Annotated in this window: 20 protein-coding genes and 1 riboswitch; of the genes, 11 read left to right on the forward strand and 9 right to left on the reverse strand. The window is 47.2% G+C overall.

Annotated elements, in window-relative coordinates:
- Positions 1-44: 44 nt before the first annotated feature.
- The 3 genes from ABC765_RS10115 to ABC765_RS10125 are packed head-to-tail and all read right to left on the reverse strand — an operon-like array spanning position 45 to position 2,990.
- Positions 45-1,250 carry an ABC transporter permease gene (locus ABC765_RS10115; protein WP_347964065.1) on the reverse strand — a complete coding sequence of 402 codons (1,206 nt, stop codon included), beginning with the start codon at positions 1,248-1,250 and terminating at the stop codon, positions 45-47.
- Entirely contained in the window at positions 1,247-1,933 is a 687-nt protein-coding gene (locus ABC765_RS10120) for an ABC transporter ATP-binding protein (protein ID WP_347954023.1), read from the reverse strand. The genes ABC765_RS10115 and ABC765_RS10120 overlap by 4 nt, the downstream gene beginning before the upstream one ends.
- Positions 1,926-2,990, reverse strand: coding sequence for an efflux RND transporter periplasmic adaptor subunit (locus ABC765_RS10125; RefSeq protein WP_347953812.1), 1,065 nt, complete (start codon positions 2,988-2,990; stop codon positions 1,926-1,928). The genes ABC765_RS10120 and ABC765_RS10125 overlap by 8 nt, the downstream gene beginning before the upstream one ends.
- 236 nt (positions 2,991-3,226) lie before the next feature.
- Positions 3,227-3,319: riboswitch (TPP riboswitch) on the forward strand.
- Between the two features lie 113 nt (positions 3,320-3,432).
- Here ABC765_RS10125 and thiW point away from each other — a divergent pair.
- From thiW to ABC765_RS10140, 3 genes are all read left to right on the forward strand, one after another.
- Positions 3,433-3,927 (forward strand): energy coupling factor transporter S component ThiW, encoded by a 495-nt coding sequence (gene thiW, locus ABC765_RS10130; protein ID WP_347964066.1) that lies wholly within the window; start codon positions 3,433-3,435, stop codon positions 3,925-3,927.
- A 98-nt stretch (positions 3,928-4,025) separates the two neighbouring features.
- Positions 4,026-4,259, forward strand: a complete 234-nt coding sequence (locus ABC765_RS10135) for a cytochrome b5 domain-containing protein (RefSeq protein WP_347980371.1) — start codon at positions 4,026-4,028, stop codon at positions 4,257-4,259.
- 135 nt (positions 4,260-4,394) lie between these two features.
- Positions 4,395-4,970 carry a TetR/AcrR family transcriptional regulator gene (locus ABC765_RS10140; protein WP_347980372.1) on the forward strand — a complete coding sequence of 192 codons (576 nt, stop codon included), beginning with the start codon at positions 4,395-4,397 and terminating at the stop codon, positions 4,968-4,970.
- Positions 4,971-5,056: 86 nt separating this feature from the next.
- On the opposite strand, the gene ABC765_RS10145 is transcribed toward ABC765_RS10140, so the two are convergent.
- Positions 5,057-5,842 (reverse strand): hypothetical protein, encoded by a 786-nt coding sequence (locus ABC765_RS10145; RefSeq protein ID WP_347980373.1) that lies wholly within the window; start codon positions 5,840-5,842, stop codon positions 5,057-5,059.
- 170 nt (positions 5,843-6,012) lie between these two features.
- Between ABC765_RS10145 and ABC765_RS10150 the strand changes: the two genes are divergently transcribed.
- Complete coding sequence (locus ABC765_RS10150) at positions 6,013-6,516, forward strand: prolyl-tRNA synthetase associated domain-containing protein (RefSeq protein WP_347980374.1); 504 nt, start codon at positions 6,013-6,015, stop codon at positions 6,514-6,516.
- A 53-nt stretch (positions 6,517-6,569) separates the two neighbouring features.
- Here the strand turns inward: ABC765_RS10150 and ABC765_RS10155 are convergent, their stop codons facing one another.
- Entirely contained in the window at positions 6,570-7,436 is an 867-nt protein-coding gene (locus tag ABC765_RS10155; protein ID WP_347980375.1) for an RNA methyltransferase, read from the reverse strand.
- Positions 7,437-7,603: 167 nt separating this feature from the next.
- On the opposite strand from ABC765_RS10155, the gene ABC765_RS10160 reads away from it, so the two are divergent.
- Positions 7,604-9,391 carry a hypothetical protein gene (locus tag ABC765_RS10160; RefSeq protein WP_347980376.1) on the forward strand — a complete coding sequence of 596 codons (1,788 nt, stop codon included), beginning with the start codon at positions 7,604-7,606 and terminating at the stop codon, positions 9,389-9,391.
- A gap of 158 nt (positions 9,392-9,549) precedes the next feature.
- On the opposite strand, the gene guaA is transcribed toward ABC765_RS10160, so the two are convergent.
- Positions 9,550-11,103, reverse strand: coding sequence for a glutamine-hydrolyzing GMP synthase (guaA, locus tag ABC765_RS10165; protein WP_347980377.1), 1,554 nt, complete (start codon positions 11,101-11,103; stop codon positions 9,550-9,552).
- Positions 11,104-11,482: 379 nt separating this feature from the next.
- On the opposite strand from guaA, the gene ABC765_RS10170 reads away from it, so the two are divergent.
- Genes ABC765_RS10170 through ABC765_RS10180 form a run of 3 tightly spaced genes read left to right on the forward strand, consistent with a single transcriptional unit; the run spans position 11,483 to position 14,087 of the window.
- Positions 11,483-12,094, forward strand: coding sequence for a GTP pyrophosphokinase family protein (locus ABC765_RS10170; protein WP_347964072.1), 612 nt, complete (start codon positions 11,483-11,485; stop codon positions 12,092-12,094).
- A gap of 12 nt (positions 12,095-12,106) precedes the next feature.
- Positions 12,107-12,778 (forward strand): response regulator transcription factor, encoded by a 672-nt coding sequence (locus ABC765_RS10175; protein WP_347980378.1) that lies wholly within the window; start codon positions 12,107-12,109, stop codon positions 12,776-12,778.
- A 13-nt stretch (positions 12,779-12,791) separates the two neighbouring features.
- Complete coding sequence (locus ABC765_RS10180) at positions 12,792-14,087, forward strand: HAMP domain-containing sensor histidine kinase (protein ID WP_347964074.1); 1,296 nt, start codon at positions 12,792-12,794, stop codon at positions 14,085-14,087.
- 768 nt (positions 14,088-14,855) lie between these two features.
- Here ABC765_RS10180 and coaA read toward each other — a convergent pair.
- The 3 genes from coaA to helD all read right to left on the reverse strand — a co-directional run bounded on the left by coaA (position 14,856) and on the right by helD (position 20,661).
- Complete coding sequence (coaA, locus tag ABC765_RS10185; protein WP_347953821.1) at positions 14,856-15,779, reverse strand: type I pantothenate kinase; 924 nt, start codon at positions 15,777-15,779, stop codon at positions 14,856-14,858.
- A 298-nt stretch (positions 15,780-16,077) separates the two neighbouring features.
- Positions 16,078-18,171 carry an LTA synthase family protein gene (locus tag ABC765_RS10190; RefSeq protein WP_347980379.1) on the reverse strand — a complete coding sequence of 698 codons (2,094 nt, stop codon included), beginning with the start codon at positions 18,169-18,171 and terminating at the stop codon, positions 16,078-16,080.
- Between the two features lie 186 nt (positions 18,172-18,357).
- Positions 18,358-20,661, reverse strand: coding sequence for an RNA polymerase recycling motor HelD (helD, locus tag ABC765_RS10195; protein WP_347980380.1), 2,304 nt, complete (start codon positions 20,659-20,661; stop codon positions 18,358-18,360).
- 177 nt (positions 20,662-20,838) lie between these two features.
- Between helD and ABC765_RS10200 the strand changes: the two genes are divergently transcribed.
- The 3 genes from ABC765_RS10200 to hflX all read left to right on the forward strand — a co-directional run bounded on the left by ABC765_RS10200 (position 20,839) and on the right by hflX (position 23,524).
- A complete protein-coding gene (locus ABC765_RS10200) occupies positions 20,839-21,486 on the forward strand; it encodes a VTT domain-containing protein (RefSeq protein ID WP_347980381.1) in 648 nt (215 codons plus the stop codon).
- A gap of 79 nt (positions 21,487-21,565) precedes the next feature.
- Positions 21,566-22,213, forward strand: coding sequence for a histidine phosphatase family protein (locus tag ABC765_RS10205; protein WP_347964077.1), 648 nt, complete (start codon positions 21,566-21,568; stop codon positions 22,211-22,213).
- A gap of 30 nt (positions 22,214-22,243) precedes the next feature.
- Positions 22,244-23,524, forward strand: a complete 1,281-nt coding sequence (hflX, locus tag ABC765_RS10210; RefSeq protein WP_033934724.1) for a GTPase HflX — start codon at positions 22,244-22,246, stop codon at positions 23,522-23,524.
- The last annotated feature ends 6 nt before the right edge of the window (positions 23,525-23,530 follow it).

The following is a 23,530-nucleotide window of genomic DNA, read 5'->3' on the forward strand; positions in this document are numbered from 1 at the left end:
CCTTTAATGGTTTCTTTAAACTGCCGCTTTTCAATAAAGATTGACTAGCGCAGGATTTCGATCAGGTTCTTGTTGGCAGCCTGTTTAGCCGGCAAGATCCCAAAGATGATCCCGACTGAAGCTGAGACCCCAAATGCCAGCAGGAACGAATTCAAGGTTACGACGGCATGAATGTGGTAAGGCATGAAATTACTGATTATGCCCGCCAGCAGCCAGCCGATGACAAAGCCCAGCAACCCGCCGCCGACCGTTAAGACGATGGCTTCTAACAAGAACTGGGCCATCACGTTTTTAGGCGCGGCCCCAACTGCCAGCCGAATCCCGATTTCCTGCGTTCGCTCAGAAACCGAGATGTACATCATGTTCATGACCCCAATCCCGGCAATAAACAGCGAGATCCCCGCAATGGCACTGATAAAGGCCGTCAAACCGGTGATCATGTTGTTGACTTTGGTCAGTTCCGCACCGGCATCGACTGCCATGTAGGTACCATCATGCGCGCTGGTTCCCTTCTTTTCCATGTACTTCTTGATCTTTTTGGTAACCTTACCGGCATTGGCGCCTTGATAAAACGTCAGCTTAATGCCATAGCCGGTTGTCGCCGTGGTTCCCGAATAAAACAGCTTGGTGCCGCCAATCAGATCTGCGCCGTACTTGTTGTCATTATAGGTATTGGTCTGTGAGCGATACACCCCGACCACGCGATAGTCGTGATCTCCAATCGAAACTGAAGTGCCGACTGCATTTTGAACCGTCTGATACTGCTTTTTGGCCAGCGACTCTTTCATCAGAATAACCGGTTCTTCAGTCAAAAGCTCATTGGTCGTAAGATTGCGGCCCGCTATAATGGAAATTTTGCTGGTCGGCCGCTTAAGCAGTGAGATCGTGGCGTTGTTGACCCGCTCATTGCCAACCAGCGGCGAGACGGAAGCATTGTTGGTTTCATGCGAGATCGCGGCTTTTTTCACCTTGGCGCCAAATCGTTCCTCAATCGCGTTTAAGTCCGTTTCGGTAAATCCGGAAGCAGCCGACTGCGAATCGTTGGGCGTAAAGTAAAGATAGGTATACTGCTCACCGTTTTGAGTCGTATTAAACTCGTCGCTGAGCCTTTTTTTGACCCCATTTCCCAGTGCCAAAATCGTAATTACCGCCGCGATCCCAATCGTAATCCCAATCGTCGTCAGAAAACTGCGCTTGGGGTTGGCTCTTAGCGATTGCAGAGCACTGCGCAAGAGTTCGGCATTTCTCAATTTGCTCCCACCTTTCGATCGTCGACAATTCGGCCATCAATGATCTTGACAACGCGCTCGCACTGCTCGGCAACCCGTGGATCATGCGTCACCATGATGATGGTCGTATGCTGAGTCTGATTGAGCTGCTTAAACAGGTCCATGATTTCCTGACTGGTTTTCGTGTCCAAAGCCCCCGTTGGCTCATCGGCAATCAAGAAATCAGGATTGGCAATGATGGCGCGCGCGATTGAGACCCGCTGCTGCTGTCCACCCGAAAGCTCAGTGGGCAGTTTGTCATCATACCCCCCTAGACCAACGCGACTCAAAACCCGGGCCGCTGTCTTTTTGGCCTGCCGCCGACCTACTCCCGCGTACAGCAAGGGCAGAATAACGTTTTCGGCAATACTGATGTCGCGAATCAGCTTAAAGTTTTGAAAGACAAACCCCACGTGCTGGTTGCGCAGCTTGGCAAAATCCGCCCGCGTATAATCATGGATCGCCTGGTCATTGTAAAAATAGTTTCCTTCAAAATCATCATCCAAAAAACCGATGATATTGATCAAGGTCGACTTGCCAGACCCTGATTCCCCGATAATCGCCATCAGTTCACCGGCATCAACCTGCAGATTGATATCATGCAGCACGTGAAATCGAGTCGCACCCTGACCATAGTACTTGTTGACGTGTTCCAGTCTAATCATTGTCATCAGCGCTCACCTTGGTCCCGTTATGCAGCTTGCTGTCTGGGTTGGTGACGATCTGCTGACCAGCCTTGACGCCGCTTTTGACTTCAAAGTATTCGTTGACCCGCTTACCGCTAACGGCAACTGCCTTGGCCTTACCGTTTTTAACGACGTAGACCTGCCCATTTTTAACGCTGGACTTTGGAATCCGCAGCTGGTTTTGCGCAACTGAAGCCTTGACCGTCTGCCCATCCATAAAGTCTTCACTGCTCAAGTCGGCGTCAACCTCGTAGCTGGCACCATTGCTTTGCGAGTTCGTGGTCGGCACCGTGGCCAGGTAGCTGATCGTCGTATCGGCCTGTTTGCCCGTTGCCAGTGCCCGCACGTGAATCTCCTGACCGGTTTTAAGCTTACTGTAGTTATATTCTGATACCTTGCTCTTAAACTTCAGATCGTTGGAGTAGATCGTGATTACCGGTGCATCCTGCTTGGTATCGTCAACCGTAACCGTACCGTCAAATGGTGCCGTTAAAGTCTGGGTGACCTTTTGACTCAGCGTGTTGACCTTGTTTTGAGCTGCCGTAACGTCGCTTTGCGCATCGGCCAGACTGGCTTGGGCCTGGGCAACGCTGCTGGCCGATCCAGAAGCCGTGCCATCCTCGCTTTGCGCAGCCGCATCCTTTTGCGCCGCACTGACATTGTTTTGCTGTGCCGTTACGTTGCGCTGTGCCTTGGCCAGTTCCTGCTTGGCATCGGTCAGTTCTTCATTGGCACTCTCGCTGTAGGTCGTTACCAAAGGATCACCCTCACTGACCTTTTGTCCGTTGGCAACCCCGATCGACTGCACCTTGCCAGATGGCAGACTCAAGACCTGCTGCTGTTGGGCGGCAACGGTCCCGGTCAGCGTCAAAGGCGTTGTTTTGGCAACCTTGGCAACGACATAGCGTGAAGACTGCGCGGCCTTATTCTGCTTGATTTTATTGATGATCCCCATCCCAATCAGCAAAACCAAAACGATTGCCGTGCCGATCGTTGTCTTGCGGTGATTTTTTACCCAATGTTTTATTTTTTGCATAATCTTCCCCAATTTCTACTTCTCAAAAATCCATTTCAATGCGACAAAAGTACCAAAAGCAACAGATGTTTTAGTTAGTTACTTAAGTGATTAACTAGATAATACCAAATTTTTCTTAAAAGGCAATCCTTATTTCAAAAATTACTTAAATACTTTATCTATCGACCAATGAATGCAGTGCCATCGCCACTTGTCAACCCTGGTGCTGCAGTGGTTAAATAGTAGTTGAAATAAAATGACTCTGTCTGGGGTGCCATTGATTTGGCTGAGAAATACCCACATAACCTGATCTAGTTAGTACTAGCGGAGGGAGACAGCTTAATTTGGCGTGGCCGCATCGTCACGTTCTTTTGATTAATGATTAAGCACTCTTTCTCGGCACTGGGAAAGAGTTTTTTTATTGGTTTGAGACGATTTTAAAAAGTTTTTTAGGAGGAACCTTATGAAAAAACGGACCTATCAGCTGGTGCTGACCGCTGTGTTATCGGCACTGGCCGTTTGTGGCGGCAGCATGTTCTCATTTCCCATCGGCGTGGCCAAATGCGCACCAACGCAAAGTCTGATCAATATTGTTGCTGGCGTGGTCTTGGGACCGGAATGGGCAGTCGTGCAGGCGCTTTTGACCTCAACCGTGCGCAATCTTTTAGGCACGGGGACGCTTTTGGCCTATCCTGGCAGCATCTTTGGCGCCTGGCTGAGCGGCTGGATGTTTAAGCGGTTTGGCAAGATATGGCTGGCAGCTTTGGGCGAATTGATCGGCACGGGTTTGATTGGCGCGCTGGTTTCCTATCCAATCGCTGCTTTGCTGATGGGTGCTAAAGGATCGCTTTTCTTATTCGTCCCCAGCTTTGCAGTCAGTGCCATCGTTGGCGGCCTGTTGGCCTGGGTGATCTTAAAAGCCGCCTGGCAGCCAATCAGTCGCTTTGCCAAAATTTAATATTTATTTAGGGGCAGTTATTTGGCTTTTTTCCATGTTCTCTTGTACAATTCAGTTATCAAGCTACAATCGTTTTCTCATTAAGGAGGAATCAGCAAATGGAAAAAACATTTACCTTAGCCGAATTAAAGCAGTTCAATGGTCAAAACGGTCAGCCAGCCTATGTTGCCGTTAAGGGCACGGTCTATGACGTAACTGAAGTGTCAGCATGGCAAGGCGGCAAGCACCATGGCGTTACGGCCGGCACTGATGCCACCGCGGCCATTGCTCATGCTCCTCATGGCGAAAGCGTCTTAGGCAAGCTGCAAGTAGTCGGTAAGCTGGCTGACTAGTCGCTGAGATTCATCTATAATCATCTAAACTAAAAAACAGCTGTCAATCCAATATTGACAGCGTTTTTTATTGCACCGAGAACGCCAGCTGAATTAATATGACATCAAGATGAAATGATTAGAAGGGAGTAAGCCATGGCTAAAGTTACTACTGAACAAAAAATTCAGACAGCCTTTTTGCAAATGTTGAAATCAACGCGCTACGATCAGATAAAAGTCAGCCAATTAGCTAAAGCTGCCGGCATCAGTCGCGGAACTTTCTACACCTATTATGATTCGATATACGATTTACTTTCAGACGTTGAAAACAGCTTATTCAACGAACTTCCGCAGATGACTGTTCCAATTGGCAATCTGGCCGATTCACAGAAAATCCACGATCTGCTTATAGTGAAACTAACTCATATTCAGCAGCATTTTCCTACCCTTAAGCTACTGATGGGACCAAATGGCGATCCTTATTTTCAATATCAGCTGGGACGCTTTTTTCTGCCAATGGCACAGGAATACGAGCATGCACTGACACACCCTAATAATTCAATCGAGCTCGCACTGCTTAACGAGGCTACTAACGGCGCTCGGATGAGTATCATTCACTGGTGGATCTATCATCCCGACGCAATCTCAATCGACGAACTGGCCGATTTTCTGCGCCGCTTTATCCAACAGATAATGGTTCTTTCACAAAAAGAAGATGTCAAAAAAAGCTGAAGTCAGCCTTGCCGGACTGATTTCAGCTTTTCGCTTATCTGCATTCCTTGTAAAATCCGTTTATTTAACTGCTTTTGATACTGATGCTACTTTACACCGGCTGCCAGTTTCATCATGCCGCCAACCTCTAATGCAAAGTGAATCGTATGTCCCTTGGCAATTGCCTGCGGAGCATCCTTGGGGCAGAAGAACGTTGAGATCATCTCTAGGCCCTCTGAATTTGGTTTAAACTCGTGAATAGCACCCACATGAATATTTTCATTATTATCAGCCAGATGGACCTCTCCAGCCAGTACCAGCGGATAGTCTTCGTGCCGCTTTGCTCGAGTATAAGCAGGAATCGTTTGTGAACCTATCCCGTGCGTGCAGACCGGTTCGCCAAAACAGCCAAAAGTCTCCATAATCGTCTGGCCAGTAGCAATCTCGCCTGCCACGCCATAATGTTCAGGCATAATCTTAAACGGCGTCATTCCATTCTGCATTGTTGCCATAGCCTTTTGAACCTGCGGCATGGTTAAGCCCTTAATGTCAAAATGTGTCACTCCCAGCCAGCAGCCCTGTTCTTCAATCGGCCGCTGATTAAATTCATGCCAGCGTTTGGCAGAATCTTCAAATACCGGCTTCATGATCTTCATCGTCTGCTCGCTTCCTATTGCATAATGCGTTTTTTCAAGCAGACGCATTGCCTTTTGCGGTTCCAGCCAGTTTAGATCCGTATCAGAATATACTTTTCCATCCTCATCTTTCAAGTCAACGCCTAATCGTTTGAACTCATGCAAAACGTGCAGTGCCCGTTCGTACTTCAAGCGTTCCAGCTGTTCTTCAGTATAGATCTGGCCGTTGATCGTTGTCGTAATTGAAAATTCAGTCATTCAAACTCACTTCCTAATTTATTTATTGACTATATCCTAACGAAATTTTCCCAACGAAGATTGACAGAATCGCGGAACCGTTCAAATAATCTGACACAATTCAAATTCTGTCAAAATTGATGTAACATATAGCATAATAAAGAAAGCGATTACTGAAAGGATTGTTAACAATGACTAAAGGTTCTGCAATTGCCTACCAAGAACTGCTTGACGAGCTGCAAAAACTGGACATCAAATACGAAATGGTGGACCATCCCGCCGCTAAGACCACTGAAGAAGCCGATGCCTATATCGCTGGTAAAATCGGCGTCCGCACCAAATCGATGTTTCTAAAGGATAAAAAGAAAAACTTCTACCTGGTGATCATGGACGATGCCAAGCGCATGGACTTTAAAGAGTTTCAAGAGCTTACCGGCACTAAGCGCATCTCAATGGCTCATGACAGTGACATCGAAGAGCAGCTGGGACTTGAGGCCGGCATCGTTTCGCCATTTGGCATTATGAACAACACGGCTCACAACATTCAGATCTACTTTGATCAAGACATGCTGGATGAAAACATTCCATTAACGTTCCATCCCAACATCAATACGCATACGATCTTTCTTTCAGCGGCCGATCTGATGAAATTCATCAAAGCTCAAGGATTCGACTATCAAATTATTGACCTGTAAACTCAAAACGCCCATTCTCAAAACATGAATGGACGTTTTTTTGAATACTGTCGCTATTCGGCAATCCGATTGCCCAGTTCCCAAAATGCCAGGGCTGAGGCGGCCGCAACGTTTAAAGAATCGACTCCTGGAGCCATTGGAATCTTGATCGTAAAATCGCTTTGCTCGATCGTTGTCTCCTTTAGCCCCGGACCTTCCGAACCCATGATAATCGCCAGACGATCCACGGCAGTCAGCTTAGGATCGTCAATGCTGATGGTATTATGCCGCAATGCCATGGCCGCCGTCTGATATCCGGCCTGATGAAGCAGATCAATACCAGCATGCTGCCAGGTTTTGGCATCAACATAGGTCCAAGGCACTTGAAAAACGGTTCCCATTGCCACGCGCGAAGACCGGCGATAAAAAGGATCTGCCGAGTCGCTGGTCACGATGACGCCATCAATGCCCAAAGCCGCTGCTGACCGGAAAATCGCACCAATATTGGCTGGATTGACTACGCTCTCAAGGACGGCAATACGGGGATGCTCAGCCGGCATGGTCGCTAAAAAATCAGCCAGCTCCAGACGCTTGACGCGATGCATCGCTGCCAGTGCGCCCCGCAAAAGATTATAGCCCGGCAGCTGACGAAGCAGTTCGCTATTGGCAACGTAAATTGGCGTCTGCCCTAAGCCGCTGGTCTGATTAGCCGCCATTTCATGATCCAGATCTGCTAAATCACGCGTCAAGGCCTTTTCTTCTACTAAAAGCGAAACCGGTTGATAGCCAGCGCGCAGGGCCCGTTCGATTACCTTAGGACTTTCTGCGATAAAAAGTCCCGGGTCAGGCTCCAGCGCGTGAAACAGCTGGGCTTCATTCAACCGTACGTATGGATCCAAATCCGCGCCATTTAGGTCATCCAGAAAAATTAAGTTATGCATTTTTATCTACCTGTCCTTAAAAATCTAAAACCATTTTAGCATAACCAGCCAACGTCTTTGGTTAGGCAGTTTAAGTCAAAGTTAATCGAAAAGCCCGACAACGTTCGCATTTGTTTCAAAATTTCCAGCTATAATTGCTGATTAAATCAATTGGAACGAGAAACAATATGAATTTTAAAACCATCTTAAAAAACAATCGTGCAGCCGGCTTGATCATCCTGACAATCGGCCTGCTGCTGACTGGCCAAATGATTACTGGGCATGGAATTATCGGTGCCGACAGCGTTTTTCACTATAACCGTTTTTATGAGACCTATTCACAGCTGAAACATCTAAACTTCAGCTGGTTTCAGTCGATCTATGGCTTTAACCAGAGCGGTCGAATCGTCAATGTCGTTTACGGTCCGCTGTTTGCCTATCTAAACGGTGTCCTGCTGCTGTTGGCACACAGCTGGTATCAATACCAGATTATCTCTAGCACCATCGTCTATCTAATTGGCGGTTTAGGCATGTACCAGCTGCTGAAACGCCTCAAAATCCGGCCCATCATCGCGGCAATGATGGCCAGCTTTTATCTGACGGTGGGCTGGATGCCACGCTGGCAGATTGGAAACAATACCACTGCCTTAGGAGCAATGCTGATGCCTTATCTGCTGATGCTCACGTTTGAAATGATCACTGATGCCAGACGTCCAATTCACTGGAAAAAACTGGCTCTATTGATGAGTCTGACTATTGAGATCCATTTGCTGAGTGCGCTTTTGTTCATGTTAATTCTGATTCCTGCCTGGCTGTACGCTTTAAAAATCGCCAACAGCAAAACACAAATGCTGCTCGATACCGTTAAGGCAGTCTTGACAACCAGCGTTTTAACGGCCAATACGCTGATTCCGCTGATCTATCTGAGTCTCACCAACCATCTGGCCATGCCGGCTGACTTTGACATCGTAAAGAACACGCTGCGTCTTGATCCATTAAACAATACTCATACTACGATTACCGTCTTTTTATTAGGTGTGCTGATTATGCAGGTGCTATTGGCAATCTTGAACTGGCGTCATGACCGCTTAAATCTGACCGCTACCTTGCTGGGTGCCATCTTTTTTTGGATCAGCTCGCGTTTCTTTTGCTGGTCAATCATCGTCAGCCATTTTCCCATGGTCAGCCGCCTGCTGCAGTTTCCAGTTCGCTTGATGATGCTGGCCTATCCGTTGCTCATCGTCGGCTTGGCAAGATCTTTTAAGTCGCTCAGCAGCCGGCCGATTAAAAAACGCTTCTTTAACCCACATTGGCTGGGGATTGGTGTTGTAAGCGTCATCTGGCTGGTCTGCCTGGCTCAAGTCGGCCTGTCCATCAATCAGAAAGCACAGATTGGTTTTATGCCGCGCGTTTTAACCAGCAAAACCACATCGATCGGTAAAAACAACAGTCAAAAGGACCGGCAAAACGTCTTAAAAGCCATGCATACCAGCAACTACCAAACATTTTTGAAACAGCTGCAAAAACGCGTTCCCGACTATCTGGCCACTGCCAAAGCCAACGTTGACGCTATGCAGGCCGCTTACAGCTATGGCGCTTCAGTCGTCGACCAAAAATCAAGTATCAAGATCCAAGCCGTCAGTCACGGGCGCTTAAAACTGACTTGGCAGGCTGATAAAAGCTGCAGAATTCAGCTGCCAATCGTTACCTATCGTCAATCGCGGCTGATCGTCAACGGTAAAAAGCTGACCCGTTTTAAGCGTTCTTTGGTTGGCTCACCGACAGTCATTCAGCAGCCGGGGCAAAACACTGCCTATTTAAGCTATGCTGCTCCATTATGGCTCAATTTCATAATCGTAATTTCACTGTTGAGCTGGCTGGCTTGGGCGCTCAGGATGGTTTTTAATCATCGCCATCACCAAACTAATGATCATTTCGTTTCAAAAGACGAGCTGGCTATAAGATCTTATCCATAATTTTGGAATCGTTCTTTCTGCCCCGCCTAAAAAGTCAACAGAAAACATCAACAGAAAAAGCCCCATGATCCACGTTTTAGTGAATCACGGGGCTTTGATTTTGGTTGGGATTGGTTACCAGAAATACCGTTATATCAGCCTTTCTCTTTAATCAATCCCTATTCCCATTCAATTGTCGAAGGCGGCTTACTCGTGACATCGTAAAGAATCCGGTTAACGTGATCAACCTCATTTACGATGCGCACCGAAATCTTTTGCAAGACATCCCATGGAATCTTGGCAAAGTCAGCCGTCATCCCATCGATACTGGTTACGGCTCGGATACCAACCGCGTAGTCGTAGGTCCGACCGTCACCCATTACGCCGACGGAACGAATGCCAGGCAGCACCGTAAAGTATTGCCAGATTTCTTCATCCAGACCGGCCTTCTTGATTTCTTCACGCAGGATCGCGTCACTTTCCCGCACGATTTCCAGCTTTTCAGGCGTGATCTCGCCCAAGACCCGAATCCCCAGACCAGGACCTGGGAATGGCTGACGCCAAACCAGATCATGCGGAATACCAAGCTTTTCACCCAGTTCACGAGTCTCATCCTTAAACAGGCTGCGCAATGGTTCGATCAGCTTAAAACCGAGCTTCTTTGGCAGGCCGCCGACATTATGGTGCGACTTGATGGTTTGTGCCGTGTCGGTCCCAGATTCGATAACGTCGGTGTAGAGCGTACCTTGAGCCAGGTATTCGGCATCCTTCATCTTCTTGGCTTCTTCGTTAAAGACTTCCACGAATTCCTTGCCAATGATCTTCCGCTTTTGTTCTGGATCGGAAACGCCTTTCAGCTTGCCCAAGAAACGATCAGCTGCATCAACCTTGACGATCTTAACGCCCAGGTCGCGGCTCAAGGCGTTCATTACCTCATCAGCCTCGTTCTTGCGCAGCAGGCCGTGATCAACAAAGATGCAGGTTAATTGATCGCCAATTGCCTTGTGGATCAAAACGGCCGTAACGCTGGAGTCAACCCCGCCGGAAAGACCCAGGATAACCTTTTTGTCGCCGACTTCTTTACGGATGCTTTCAACCTGCATGTCGATAAAGTCGTCCATTGACCAGTTCGCTTTTGCCCCGCAAACGTCAAAGGCAAACTTCTTCAGAATATCCAGACCATACTGACTGTTGCGGACCTCGGCATGGAACTGAATGCCGTAAAGCTTCTTTTCGTCGTTGGCAATGGCTGAGATTGGGCAGTTCTTGCTGGTAGCAACGACCTTAAAGCCTTCTGGTGCCTCAACGACGCGATCGCCATGGCTCATCCAGACGTACTGCTTCTTTGGCAGGCCTTTAAACATTACCGCGTTGTCATCGGTAACTTCAATATCAGCTCGGCCATATTCAGAATCGTCGGCTGGTTCGACTTTGCCGCCCAGGTCATAAGACATCAGCTGCATGCCGTAGCAGATCCCCAAAATTGGAATCCCCAGCTTGTAGATTTCTGGATCGACCTTAAAGGCGTCCTTTGCGTAGACACTGTTGGGACCCCCAGAGAAAATGATGCCTTTGGGATGCATTTCTTTGATTTCTTCAGCGCTCAGCTTGTGGGAGAGCAATTCGGAATAGATGCCAAAGTCACGAATCCGGCGCGTAATCAGCTGGTTGTACTGACTACCGAAGTCGAGCACGAGGATCTTGTCGAATGCATCAAGATTGACGTTAGCCACTTAGTTTCCACTCCTTTTGTAAAAGATCATTGTTTTTAAATCTAAAGGCTATTTTACGGGTAAAACCGAACAAGGTCAATCCTCAAGATGATTTTATGCCCTGGTTTGCCTAACATATTTCATTAAATTAGAATTCTTATACCATATTTACGGACAATATATTTAAAATCAGCCGGCTATCAACCCAGCAAACGCTTAATATCCGAACTGGCAATCGTTAATCAAGCCTCAGTCGATGCAAACTGACTGAGGCTAAGCGAATAATTTCTTAAGCTTTATTTTAATTATTCTTCAGTCTTATTTCTTAAGTTAAGACCGATTTTGCGTTAACATTAATTATTATCAGCAATACGTTTTATAGAATTGAGGAATGATGGAAATGGAAATCTACGGTCCGTGCGCCGACAATCTGCCACTGATTTTAAACGACGTGCTCGATCGGATCAAACAGTTAAGCAGCGCCCAGGTTGCCAGCGGTCATCCCAAGCTGTATGAGCACTTGATTGGTCGGGTTAAGGCCAACGACAGCATGACTGAAAAATGCCAGCGCAAAGGCTACCCAGCAACACCCGAGTCAGCCTTGCGCAAATGTCGCGACGCGGTTGGCATTCGTGTGGTCTGCAACTTCATCGATGACGTCTACCGCTGCATCGATCTTTTGCGTGATGCCGACTGGTGCACCATCGTCAAGGAAAAAGACTACATCGCCAATGCCAAACCAAACGGCTACCGCAGCTATCACTTGATTTTAGACGCTGTGACGCCATATCAGGACATTGATGGCCAGACACCCGGTCATTATTTTGTCGAAATCCAGCTGCGTACGATTGCAATGGATTCCTGGGCCAGCCTGGAACACGAGATGAAATATAAGCACGACATTGAAAATCCAGAACGTATCGGCAAGGAACTGCGCCGCTGCGCTGATCAGCTGGCTGCCTGCGATGTCCAGATGCAGACGATCCGTCAACTTATCCACGAAAACGATTAGGAGGATTTTTCCATGAAAATTCTGCTTGCTGAAGATGAAAAACAGCTTTCCCGTGTATTGATTATGGCTATGAAGAGCGTCGGCTATGATGTCGATCCGGTTTTCAATGGTCAAGAAGCAGTTGAGCATGCCCAGGCCAATGCCTATGACGTCATGATTTTTGATATTATGATGCCCGTTAAAACCGGTTTGGAGGCCCTTAAAGAAATCCGCGCAACCGGTGATCGCACCTACATCATTATGCTGACCGCCATGGCTGAAATCGATGACAAGGTAACCGGTCTTGATGCCGGAGCCGACGACTATCTGACCAAGCCATTCTCACTCAAAGAACTGCTGGCCCGGCTGCGCTCACTGGAACGCCGGACCGAAGAATATGACAGCGACGTACTGTCATTTGGCGATCTTAAAGTCGATCAGGCAGAACAACGCTTGGCAAGTCACAACTCAATGAGTCTTTCAGGCAAGGAAACGCGTCTGCTTACCTATTTCATTCTAAATGCCGACAAAGAGCTCTCCACGCAGCAGCTGTTGAACCAGGCATGGGACCGTGATGAAAATGCCGATGCCGAAGACGTGTGGATCTATATCTCATATCTTAGACAAAAACTGCAGGCAGTAGGATCAAGCACCATTATCGATGGTCAAAAAGGAGGTCCTTATCAGTTAAGTCAGCCAGCTTAAAGGGGGTACGCCAATGATTCAAAGACTCCGCAACAAATTCATTGCTATTTCAACGGCAGCCTTGGTAATCGTCTTGATTACGATTATTGGCAGCATGGTTTCGGTCTCCAGCATTCATGCCCATCGTGAAACCAATGACATTTTGACCCTGCTTTCTCAGCACAACGGCCAGCTTTCCACTAAAAATGCAAATGCAGCGGCCAAAAAGCGGCTGGGCTCTCGTTTTAATCGTGAAGAGCTGTTTCAATACCGCTATTTTAGCGCCAATATCAGCAAGGACGGCAAGAGCATCAAGATTGACAACTCTCATATCTTAACGGTCTCGCCAGATGCAATTGTCGATCTGGCAAAAACCGTTCAGCAGCGTGGGCGGACGCGCGGTATTATTCGCTATCAGGGTACCAGCTATGCCTATAAGATGGTCAAAAAGAAAAATGGTCAGATTGGCATCGTTTTTTTGGATCAGTCGATGATTTTCAAGAATACGCATGACTTGATGCTTTCTGGAATCGTTTTAGGCATCATCAGTCTGATTCTCTTTGAATTCGTGCTGATCATGTCATCCAAGCGAGCCATCAAGCCGGTTATCGAAGCTGAGCAGCGACAAAAAGAATTCATCACCAATGCTGGTCATGAATTAAAGACGCCACTTTCAATTATCTCAGCCAACACCGAACTGGAAGAAATGATGAATGGCGAAAGCGAATGGACTCAAAGCAACAAGCAGCAGGTTCAGCGACTGACGCACCTGATCAATCTGATGATTTCATTAGCCAAGCTGGATGAGCGCCCCGAACTGCAGCTGCAGGAAATCGATCCAGCGACTGAAGTGCAAAAAGCCATCGACAACTTCAAGGCCGTTATCGCTCAGTCCAATCATCAGCTTAAATATCAACTGCAGCCTGGTCTCAAGATTAAAGCTGATCCAAATTATTACTATGAGCTGATCAGCATTCTATTGGATAATGCCAATAAATACTGTGATCCTAATGGTACGATCTTCGTTGACGTCAATGCCGACAAACATGGCAAAAACGTGCTGCTCAAAGTCGGCAACAGTTATGCAGAGGGTAAAAACGTTGACTACAACAAGTTCTTTGAGCGATTCTACCGCAATGACACCTCGCATAACAATGAAAAAAAATCTGGTTTTGGGATTGGTCTTTCAATTGCCCAAAACCTGGTTAAAAACTTCAAGGGCAGCCTAAGCGTTGATTGGAAAGACGGCACCATCTATTTTACCGCCAGCTTTAAAAGTCTTAAGCAATCCAGTCGTGGCAACGCAAAAGCATTGACCAAAACACAGTAGACTACTACGGCCGCAACCTTGATAACCAGTTACGGCATCGCAAAGTACTTAACCAAAACAAAGCGCCCCAGCATGCAAGCTTGTTGGAGCGCTTTTTCTTGTAGCTTCAGCTGACGCCTGGTGTAAAAATCGTTGCTAAGCATTGATTGAACCCAATTATGCAAAAAGTTCTGCATAATATATATAACAAAAATATCATTACCTACTTTTTTCGAAAAACGACTGTATAGTAGGTAAAAATCAATGCATATCGACTTAGGGTACCCTAACATTACCTAATATTTGATAAAAATCGCTCAACAGTAGGTAATTCACAAAGTCGGTCTGGCCCAATCCCACCTTAAATATGCATCATTACCTACTATTTCGACAAAAGACGTCATAAGTAGGTAAAGTCAGGTGAATCGAGTATGCAGCTACCTACTTCTCGCAAAAAATCAAGGAATAGTAGGTAATTTCAAGCCCCATAGCAGCTTAGGGGGCCATTTTCTTCACAAAGCTGGCTGACCAACGCTGGCAAAACCATTGCTGATTGCACTTCCGCCTTTATCCGATTCGATTGCCGTATTGTACCGACTATCTATGGTGACCAGTAGATTTGCTGCCTGATCAATTGTAAGATTAACAGTTTGAGGTAAACTGGCACGGCCTATCTTAACCATCTCACATTGCCAAACTCTCAAAAGCCATCGCCATTCCCCGCCAGAAGTCTTTGTCGGCAAGTCCCAATACTGCTGACACTTGCCATCATGACTTGGATAACGCTCTTTAGTCTTCCCGCAGATAAATTCGATCAATATGGTGATTTTCGGCCTTATGCAGAATTACATCGGCCCGATTGCGCGTTGGCAGAATGTAATCGCGCAGATTAGGCAGATTGACCGTATTCCAAACCTTGCGTGCATCTGCAAAGGCCTGACTGCGGCTGCCCTTGGTGTAAGGATAGTAGTAGTTGCTTGGATCTTGAAAGGCTGTGTCCAAAAGCATGCCGAATCGTTCCAGATACCACTGTTCAATCAGCTCAGGCTCAGCATCAATGTAAATCGAGAAGTCAAAAAAGTCGCTGACGTAGATTCGCTGCGTAGTGGGCAGCTGCAAGACATTGATTCCTTCAACGATCAGCACGTCCGGTTTTTCAATCTTCTGATACTCATCAGGAATAATATCGTAGACGCTATGTGAATAAACCGGTGCTTTGACGCAGTCTTCACCAGCATTGACATCATTTAAAAACGTCAGCAGCTTTTCCATATCATAGCTTTCCGGAAATCCTTTGCGAGCCATGATGCCTCGTTTTTCCAGCTCACGATTGGGATAGATAAAACCATCAGTCGTGATCAGCTCAACCCGCTTATCCGGCATCAGACGCTTTAGCAGAATCTGCAGCAGGCGCGCGGAAGTACTCTTGCCCACCGCAACTGAACCAGCAATGCCGATAATATAGGGAATTCGCCGCATCGGCTTCCGCAAAAAGGTCATCTTCTGCAGCTGCATCTGCAAATAATTTTGATACTGCAGCTGAATCAGCTTAATCAAAGGCAGGTAGACCTCACGTACATCTGCCAGCGAGATCTGGTCATTGAGCGACTTAATATCCTCAAGATTTTCCTGGGTTAAGAAAGTTTTGCCATAGGGGAAAAAACTATGCCAGGTTTCACGATCAAAACGATCATAATTCAGCCATTCATCCATGTTCTTTAAATCCTTTTTGTCAAATTTCTTTTCTAATTTTATCACAATCAATTGCCATGAGTGAAAACGTTCGCAAATGCAAAATAAATCGTAATCTTTTTGCATCTGGCGCGGTGTAACTAATATTACAGTACCGACCTGTTCCAGCAGCAATCTTTTGGTAAATACAGCAGGACAATGGCGATTGGCACCTATCGCAATAACCTGTTCTGCTGCAGCCATCGTTTTGCGTCCAGACCAGCATATCAGCCGTGCCTCATTAAAAAAGCTCAGCCGTTTAAGCGACTGAGCTTTTGGATTATTTAGTCGGGAACTTCAGCGTGACACCCTTTAGTTCAGGTGCATCGGTCGTGTATTGATCCAGCGTTGATTGGTTGTTGTTTTGACTCTTCAAGCTGGTCTTGCTCTTCTTTTGCGCCTGTTTAAGCTGTTTCAAGCCATTCTTCAGCGTGTACGAGTAGCTCTTCTTGTTGACCGTCTTAAAGCCTTTCAGTTTGTAGAAACGCAGCAGGTCGCCATTGACGACTTTATCAGACAGACCAAGATCCGTCGTGACGTACTTTTGAATCTTGGCAAACTCGGCTTTCTGGGCCTTGGTTGGCGACTTGATCTCCTTGCCGCTGCTGGTGTAGTAGTAATCCCCATTGTACTTGGTGTACTTGTTGGTTACCCAGTCGCCATTCCTGAACGGCACGATCTGATTGCGGTTCTTGGAAAGCAGGTCCTGACCAAACTGAACGTATTTATTGGAACTGATGCCCAAAAGATCCTCAATGGTTGGCAGAACGTCGATTTCACCACCATAAGTATGGTTGACGCCACCCTTTAAGCCTTCCATGTTGATCATGAACGGTACTTTCTGGAACATTGCCAGATCATAGTTGTCAACTGACTTCTTGCCCAAGATCTGAGCAATAGCGGCCTTGTGGTTGTTGGAGATTCCATAATGGTCACCATACAGAACCAGCATCGTATTCTTGCGCAGGCCGGTTGAATCCAGGTAGTTAAGCAGTTCGCCAACTGATTCATCCAGGTAGCGGGCAGTCTGGACATAATGATCAACCGTACTGTCACCGGTATTCCATGACTTGATTGAAGTATTCTTCTTGTCAATGATGTAAGGATAGTGGTTCGAGACCGTAATCAGCTTAGCATAGAATGGCTGTGGCAGCTGTTCCAGGTAGTATGCGGATTCCTTTAAGAACAGCTTGTCTTTGACCCCATAACCCATGTCTTCATCCTTAACCTTTGGCAGATAGTCCTTACTAAAGAAGTACTGGTAGCCAAAGCTCTTGTAGGCATTGTCACGGTTCCAGAAGCTAGGCACGTCGCCATGGAATGAGGCCGTGGTGTAGCCCAGCTTTTGTTCCAACAAAGCTGGCGCTGACTGGAACGTGTTGGTCGTCCCGTCAGTAACCATAGCCGAACCTTCTGGCAGACCATACAGCGAGTTTTCCAGCATCAATTCCGCATCGGCCGTCTTCCCTTGACCAACCTGGTTGAAGAAGTTGTCAAACGAAATCGTATCGCTGGCATGGTAAAGCTTGTTTAAGTTTGGCGTAACTTCTTCGCCTTTCCACTTGTAATCGATCATAAACTGCTGGAAGCTTTCCAAGTGGATGATGATGATGTTTTTGCCTTTTGCCTGACCATAATATTCAATATTTGGCGAAGCATAGTTTTTCTTTAAGAACTTCAAGACTGGCTTGATGTCATTGCTGTCAGCCTTAGCCTTAACCGCACTGTTATGGGTGGTCTTGACGCCATCATAGATCGTATAAGCCTGTAGTCCCAAATATTTGACGATGTAGTTGTTGTCAAAGGTCCGCGTCAAAAGCTGAGGACGATCCTTTTCTGCCATGGCCAGGTTCGCACCAAACAGCACAAAGCCAATCATCGTAATCGTCATTGCATAGCGAACCTTAAAGTAGCGTATATCAATCCGAATAAAATGCGCAGCCAGCAGAACGATCAAGATGATCACATCAGCGTAAACCAAAAAGTCGGTTGGCTTGATGATGCCCATCAGACTCTTGCCCAGGTTATTTGATGCCGCTCCAGAACCTTTGATGATGTTAAAGGTAATAAAGTCGGAAAATTCTCGGTAATAGAGAATATTGGCAAACAGCCAGGTCGAAAGCAGAAAATTAATTAAGATCATCAGCCAGTATGAAAGCCGACCGCGGAAATAAAGCGCGATGCCTAAAAAGACCAGAGCCCCAGGCAAAGTGTTAAACGCCAGCAAAAACTGCTGCATACTGTCGGAAATCCCCAAGTTGAACTTGGTTTTATAAGCCCAGTAACTCTTAATTGCAAACAAGAGCACCGTGAGAAGAAAGAAGCCCAGCTTGGTGTTCAAGCCACGTCTTACCTTCTGCAACGCTGTTTTCATAATCTTTCCTCCATCAAAAAATATCAACATTAGGTATCATACAATAAAAGATCCCTAGTCGTTACGATTATTCAACGTTTTTTAACAAATGTTTGGAATTTTTTTGCATCTCAGCTTGATTGACTGCAGCCGACTTAACTGATTGGTGTTTACAAGCCTGCCTGATCATAATTAAATTTGAAGATTCTATGATAACCGATCCGTCAGCTCATACTCTTGACTCGGCACGTCGGCAAACAATTGACTGGCCTGCCCCACGCTGACGATCGTCAAATCATGCATCGCCCGCGAACAGATCGTGTAGAGCAGCTGCCGCTCACTGTCGCCATGATACTTCTGGTCGTTGGCATCCCAGACGATCACCGCGTCAAACTCAAGCCCTTTTGCCAAATATGAAGGTACGACCAGCACGCCATCAACCAGCCGCTGATTTTCAGTGCGGATCAAGGTTGCCTTAACGCCCTGCTCAGCCAGCAGCTGATAGATCTGCTCGCTGTCAGCCAAGGTCTTGCCGATAATGGCAACTGCATCATGCTGTTCTTGATAGTCTTTTAGAACCGCAATGACCTGTGCGACGGCATCGTTTAAGTCCGCCAGCTGGTAGATGCTTGGCAGCTTGCCTTGACGATCAAAGGCCTCAATTTTTTCGCCATCTTTGAGAATATGCTTGGTAAAATCAGTAATCTGTTTAGTTGAGCGATATGACTTGGTCAGCTGTACTACTTTCGTTTTTTCGGGATCAAACATCGTACCCAGCTGCCGCAGCAATTGCCGACTGTTAGCGCCCGTAAAGATTGCCTGGTTAAGGTCGCCCAGCAGCGTAAAGCGGGCATTAGGGAAACTAAACTTGAGATAGGCCAGCTGGAACGCATCATAGTCTTGAACCTCATCAACAAAGACATAGCGAATATCACGTTCGCCGCGCTTCCCCGTCAGCAGATCATACAAATAGAGATAGATTGAGATGCCGGCAGCACTGATCTGCCGCTCTTTCAGATTCTGCGTGGTTTTTTCGATAAATGCCGCCCACTGCTGCTCGGTCAAATCAAACTTCTGCAGATCAACCATCTTTGGCAGAGCCTTTAAAAACAGCAGATACTGCGCATTAATGTTGATCCACATGTTATGACGAATTGCTCGATGAATCGGCGCGAATTCCTTTAAAACGATCTGCTTGGCATAGAAGTTGTATTCCTGCTTTTCTGATTCAAACTCGCGCGGCCGATTGTTCATCATCGCGTCCATCTGCTCTTTGCTGAGGCTTTGGACGGCTGCTTCCGCCCATTTTGAACGCATTGCCCCGCCAACTCGGCTTCTCAGCTGATGATCCAGCGCATCTTTGGTCGCATCCAGACGATTGCCCAGGTTATAGTTGCGATTGAATGAATAATAGATCGTCTTGATTTGTTCCTTGGTAAAAAACGGTTTGCCATGAAACATCAGATTCCGAAAGCGCAGGCCCCGCTGACCAAGCGCTCTGGCATAGACACCAACTGCTTTAAAGCTGCTTAAGCTCGTCAATAAGCGATTGATATTTTGATCAACTGCCGCCTGACTGGTTTCAAAGCGCTGCTGCAGCGTCTGAACGTGCAGTCTTGGCACCCGCCGATTAACGTATTGGAAGTAGGTCATTTGAACCATATTGTGCTCGCCCAGTTCTGGCAGCACCTGATCAATATAGTCGTTGAACAATTGGTTGGGGCTGAACAAAACTACCTGGCTGGCCGTCAGATTGCCACGATAGCGATACAGCAGCCAAGCCACGCGCTGTAAAACGGCAGCCGTCTTGCCAGAACCAGCCGCTCCTTGAACAAACAGCAATTCGTCTTTGGCATCCCGAATGATTTCGTTTTGCGTTTTTTGAATCGTCGTTACGATGCTCTTCATCTTGGTGCTGGAGTGTGTTCCCAAGGCGCTCAGCAGCATCTGATCGGTTACAGCCTCATCGGTATCATAAAGCGTGACGATCGTGCCATCCTCAATCTGGAACTGGCGCTTGAGTCTGACATCGACCTCCTGCTTGCCGACAGGGGTTTCATAAGTGACCGGTCCCAGCTTGCCGTCATAATAGATTGAGGAGATCGGCGCCCGCCAGTCATATACCAGAAAGTGGTCCGGACGATCAGAGAACGAAGCCAGGCCAATATAAATGGTTTCAGGTTTTTGCGCACCTTTTTCCAAAAAGTCGATGCGGGCAAAATACGGTTTGGCTTCCAAGCGCTTCAGCGTACTCAAACGATCGGCGGCATGCTGCCAGCTGTTTTCCCGCTCGTCAAGCATCTGCTGCTGGGCGCGAACCGACATGGCCGTATCCATCATCCCCGAATAAGTCGTGGTATTCATGTGGATATCATTGAACTGCTTGCTTAGGCCCTTCACATCCCGTTTGGCGTTTTCAATCGTGCCGCTGGCTTTTTCCTCAGCCTTGCGAACTTCTTTAACGACCTGCTCCAAATGATGCTGTTCGTATTGTTGGATTGATTCTGTCAAACTTGAACATCCTTCCTGTCTTGAAAATCTAATCTTAGAATTATAACATTTTTTGCGCCGCGATTCCGTTATTAAGACTTGTCCGCATAAGGTTTGCTTAACTTATCGCCAGCAGTCTGGTTTAGATGATCATAAAATACTAGAATGATCTCAAAAGCTGATTTGAAGGTGGAAATAATGGCTAAGCTCTTGTATGCTTTGACGCATATTCCTCAAGTGGTCCTCCCTTTGTTTAATTCACTGGGAAACTGGACCTACGTCATATTATTTAGCCTGATCTTTATGGAGACTGGTCTGGTTGTTTTTCCTTGGCTGCCGGGACAGTCGCTGATTTTTGTCACGTCTTCGTTTGCCGCTTTGCATGGCGCTGAGGTCAAGATGAGCATTTTAATACCCGGCTTTTTTATCGCGGCCGTGCTGGGCGACACGCTTAACTATCTGATTGGTACCCGCTTGATCAAATGGCCCTGGCTCAAGCGGCGGCTGGCTGGTCCGACCATGGAGAAAGCCCAGCTGTTTTTCAGCAGATATGGTTTGCGGGCGGTCATCTTTGGGCGTTTCGTCCCGCTGATCCGCACCTTTGTCCCGCTGATTTCCGGCATCGCCAAATACCGCTTTAACCGTTTCATGCTTGGCAATGTCTTAGGCGTAGCCATCTGGGTAGTCTCCGGCGCGCTGGCAGGATACTATCTTGGCAGCATTCCATTCGTACAGGCCCATTTTTCAACGCTGCTGCTGGGCATGGTCATCTGCGGATCTTTGCCAGCCGTCTTTTTCAATCTCATCAAACGAATCCGCCGGCATATTATTGAACGCAACCTCTAGCGCAATTTCGTACAATTTACCGTGGAATAATGGTAAACTGAATACTAAACAACGTACAGAATAATGGAGGTTTTTTCCCTTGGCAGTAAATGTTTATTTCGTTCGACACGGTCAGACCTACTTGAACCTGTTCCACAAATATCAAGGCTGGTCAGATGCACCACTGACCGAAAAAGGTATTGAAGACGGCAAGCGCGTGGGTAAGGCTTTAGCCAAGATTGACTTTGACTATCTTTTCTGCAGCGATATGCGGCGGACCGTTAAAACCGCAGAACTGCTGGCGGCCAGTCATCCTACCGAAATCGTTCATCCAGAGCCAGATCCAGCCTTTCGGGAAGTCTTTTTCGGCTTTTTTGAAGGCGAGGACACGGCTACGGCTTCCATGAACATTGGTCTTTGCCGTTCCTATGACGAGCTGGTCAGCAAGTATTCTGTTGAAAAGGCGCGCGATATTACCAAAGCTGCCGACCCATTCCATCTGGCTGAAAATGATGCCGAATTCTGGCAGCGCATGGACAAAGGTTTGGACCGGCTGCGCAATCTTCCTGATGGCAGTACCGCAGTCGTTGTTTCTCATGGTGCAGCCATTCGCTCAATCGTCAGCCGCTATGCCAAAGACAAGACCCTGGCCAACGATGCACCCGTCAATGGCAGTATCACAAAACTTTCCTTGACCCCAGATCAAACCGAGATCGTCTTTTACAACCAACTGAGCTTGCCTGAATAAAACCTTGCTAAAAGGGGGAACTTTCTGTTAATGGACACTAATATACAAAGTGCTGAACCAGTAATTATCATTGGCCTTAACATGGACCAGGAAGATTATGAATATTCCATGGAAGAATTGGCAGCCCTGGCCGAAGCCAACCAAATGGAAGTCATTGATCGTTTGGACCAAGCCTTGGATCGGCCTAACCCAGCGACCTACTTTGGCTCCGGCAAGGTGGAAGAGCTGCGTCACCTGGCCGAAGCAGAAGAAGTCGCCACGGTAATCGCCAATGACGAGCTGACGCCAAGTCAACTGCAGAACCTGGCTGATCAAACCGGTGTCCGTATTTTGGACCGAACTGCCTTGATTCTGGAAATCTTTGCCAAGCGCGCGCAAAGCCGTGAAGCCAAGATTCAAGTCGAGATTGCCCAGCTTCAGTACCAATTGCCGCGCCTGCAGACGGCTGCCAATCAGCGGCTTGACCAGCAGACCGGTGGCGGATCCGGCTTTACCAACCGTGGTGCCGGTGAAACCAAGCTGGAAATGAATCGGCGGACCATCAACCATAAAATCAGTCATTTGCGGGCTGAACTCAAAGAAATCGCCAAATCTGAGGACGTTAAACGGGCCAAGCGCGAAAAAAGCGACACGCCAACGGCTGCCTTGGTTGGCTATACCAATGCCGGCAAATCGACCATTATGAATCAGCTGGTCAGTCGTTTCGGGGTTTCGGAAGAAAAGCAGGTTTTTGAAAAGAACATGCTTTTCGCGACTCTGGATACCAGCGTGCGTCAATTAACGCTGCCCGATCAAAAACGCTTTTTACTCAGTGATACGGTTGGTTTTGTCAGCAAACTGCCTACTCATCTGATCGAAGCCTTTAAATCAACCTTGGCGGAAGCTGCCAGTGCTGATCTGCTCATCCAGGTAATCGACTATTCCGACCCTAATTATGAAGCCATGATGCGCACGACCGAAAAGACGCTTAAACAGATTGGCATTGAAAACATCCCAATGCTGTACGTCTTTAATAAAGCTGACCAGACCGAGTTTGAATATCCGGTAATGGAGGGCGATAACCGGATCATCATCTCGGCTAAGGATGATGAATCCATTCAGCTCTTAGTCCAGGCTTTGCGCCGCCATCTCTTTAAAGACTACGTTCAGACGGAGCTGCTGATTCCATTTGCCGATGGACGAACGGTTTCCTACATCAATGAAAACTGCAATATTTTAGAGACTGAATATCTCAACAACGGCACACGGCTCAAAGTCGAGATGTCACCGCAAGATTTTGCCCGCTTTGAACGCTACGTCATTAAAAATTAAAAAAAT

It is taken from the genome of Limosilactobacillus sp. WILCCON 0051, from assembly GCF_039955095.1.
Classification (GTDB): domain Bacteria; phylum Bacillota; class Bacilli; order Lactobacillales; family Lactobacillaceae; genus Limosilactobacillus; species Limosilactobacillus allomucosae.

Excerpts from the sequence above, each read along its gene's own strand:
- ABC765_RS10140 (WP_347980372.1), top strand. The coding sequence starts at position 4,395 with ATGGCTAAAGTTACTACTGAACAAAAAATTCAGACAGCCTTTTTGCAA.
- ABC765_RS10170 (WP_347964072.1), top strand. The coding sequence starts at position 11,483 with ATGGAAATCTACGGTCCGTGCGCCGACAATCTGCCACTGATTTTAAAC.
- thiW (WP_347964066.1), top strand. The coding sequence starts at position 3,433 with ATGAAAAAACGGACCTATCAGCTGGTGCTGACCGCTGTGTTATCGGCA.
- ABC765_RS10135 (WP_347980371.1), top strand. The coding sequence starts at position 4,026 with ATGGAAAAAACATTTACCTTAGCCGAATTAAAGCAGTTCAATGGTCAA.
- ABC765_RS10180 (WP_347964074.1), top strand. The coding sequence starts at position 12,792 with ATGATTCAAAGACTCCGCAACAAATTCATTGCTATTTCAACGGCAGCC.
- ABC765_RS10120 (WP_347954023.1), bottom strand. The coding sequence starts at position 1,933 with ATGATTAGACTGGAACACGTCAACAAGTACTATGGTCAGGGTGCGACT.
- ABC765_RS10155 (WP_347980375.1), bottom strand. The coding sequence starts at position 7,436 with ATGCATAACTTAATTTTTCTGGATGACCTAAATGGCGCGGATTTGGAT.
- ABC765_RS10150 (WP_347980374.1), top strand. The coding sequence starts at position 6,013 with ATGACTAAAGGTTCTGCAATTGCCTACCAAGAACTGCTTGACGAGCTG.
- ABC765_RS10200 (WP_347980381.1), top strand. The coding sequence starts at position 20,839 with ATGGCTAAGCTCTTGTATGCTTTGACGCATATTCCTCAAGTGGTCCTC.
- ABC765_RS10175 (WP_347980378.1), top strand. The coding sequence starts at position 12,107 with ATGAAAATTCTGCTTGCTGAAGATGAAAAACAGCTTTCCCGTGTATTG.
- ABC765_RS10160 (WP_347980376.1), top strand. The coding sequence starts at position 7,604 with ATGAATTTTAAAACCATCTTAAAAAACAATCGTGCAGCCGGCTTGATC.
- coaA (WP_347953821.1), bottom strand. The coding sequence starts at position 15,779 with ATGGATGAATGGCTGAATTATGATCGTTTTGATCGTGAAACCTGGCAT.
- ABC765_RS10190 (WP_347980379.1), bottom strand. The coding sequence starts at position 18,171 with ATGAAAACAGCGTTGCAGAAGGTAAGACGTGGCTTGAACACCAAGCTG.
- hflX (WP_033934724.1), top strand. The coding sequence starts at position 22,244 with ATGGACACTAATATACAAAGTGCTGAACCAGTAATTATCATTGGCCTT.
- ABC765_RS10125 (WP_347953812.1), bottom strand. The coding sequence starts at position 2,990 with ATGCAAAAAATAAAACATTGGGTAAAAAATCACCGCAAGACAACGATC.
- ABC765_RS10145 (WP_347980373.1), bottom strand. The coding sequence starts at position 5,842 with ATGACTGAATTTTCAATTACGACAACGATCAACGGCCAGATCTATACT.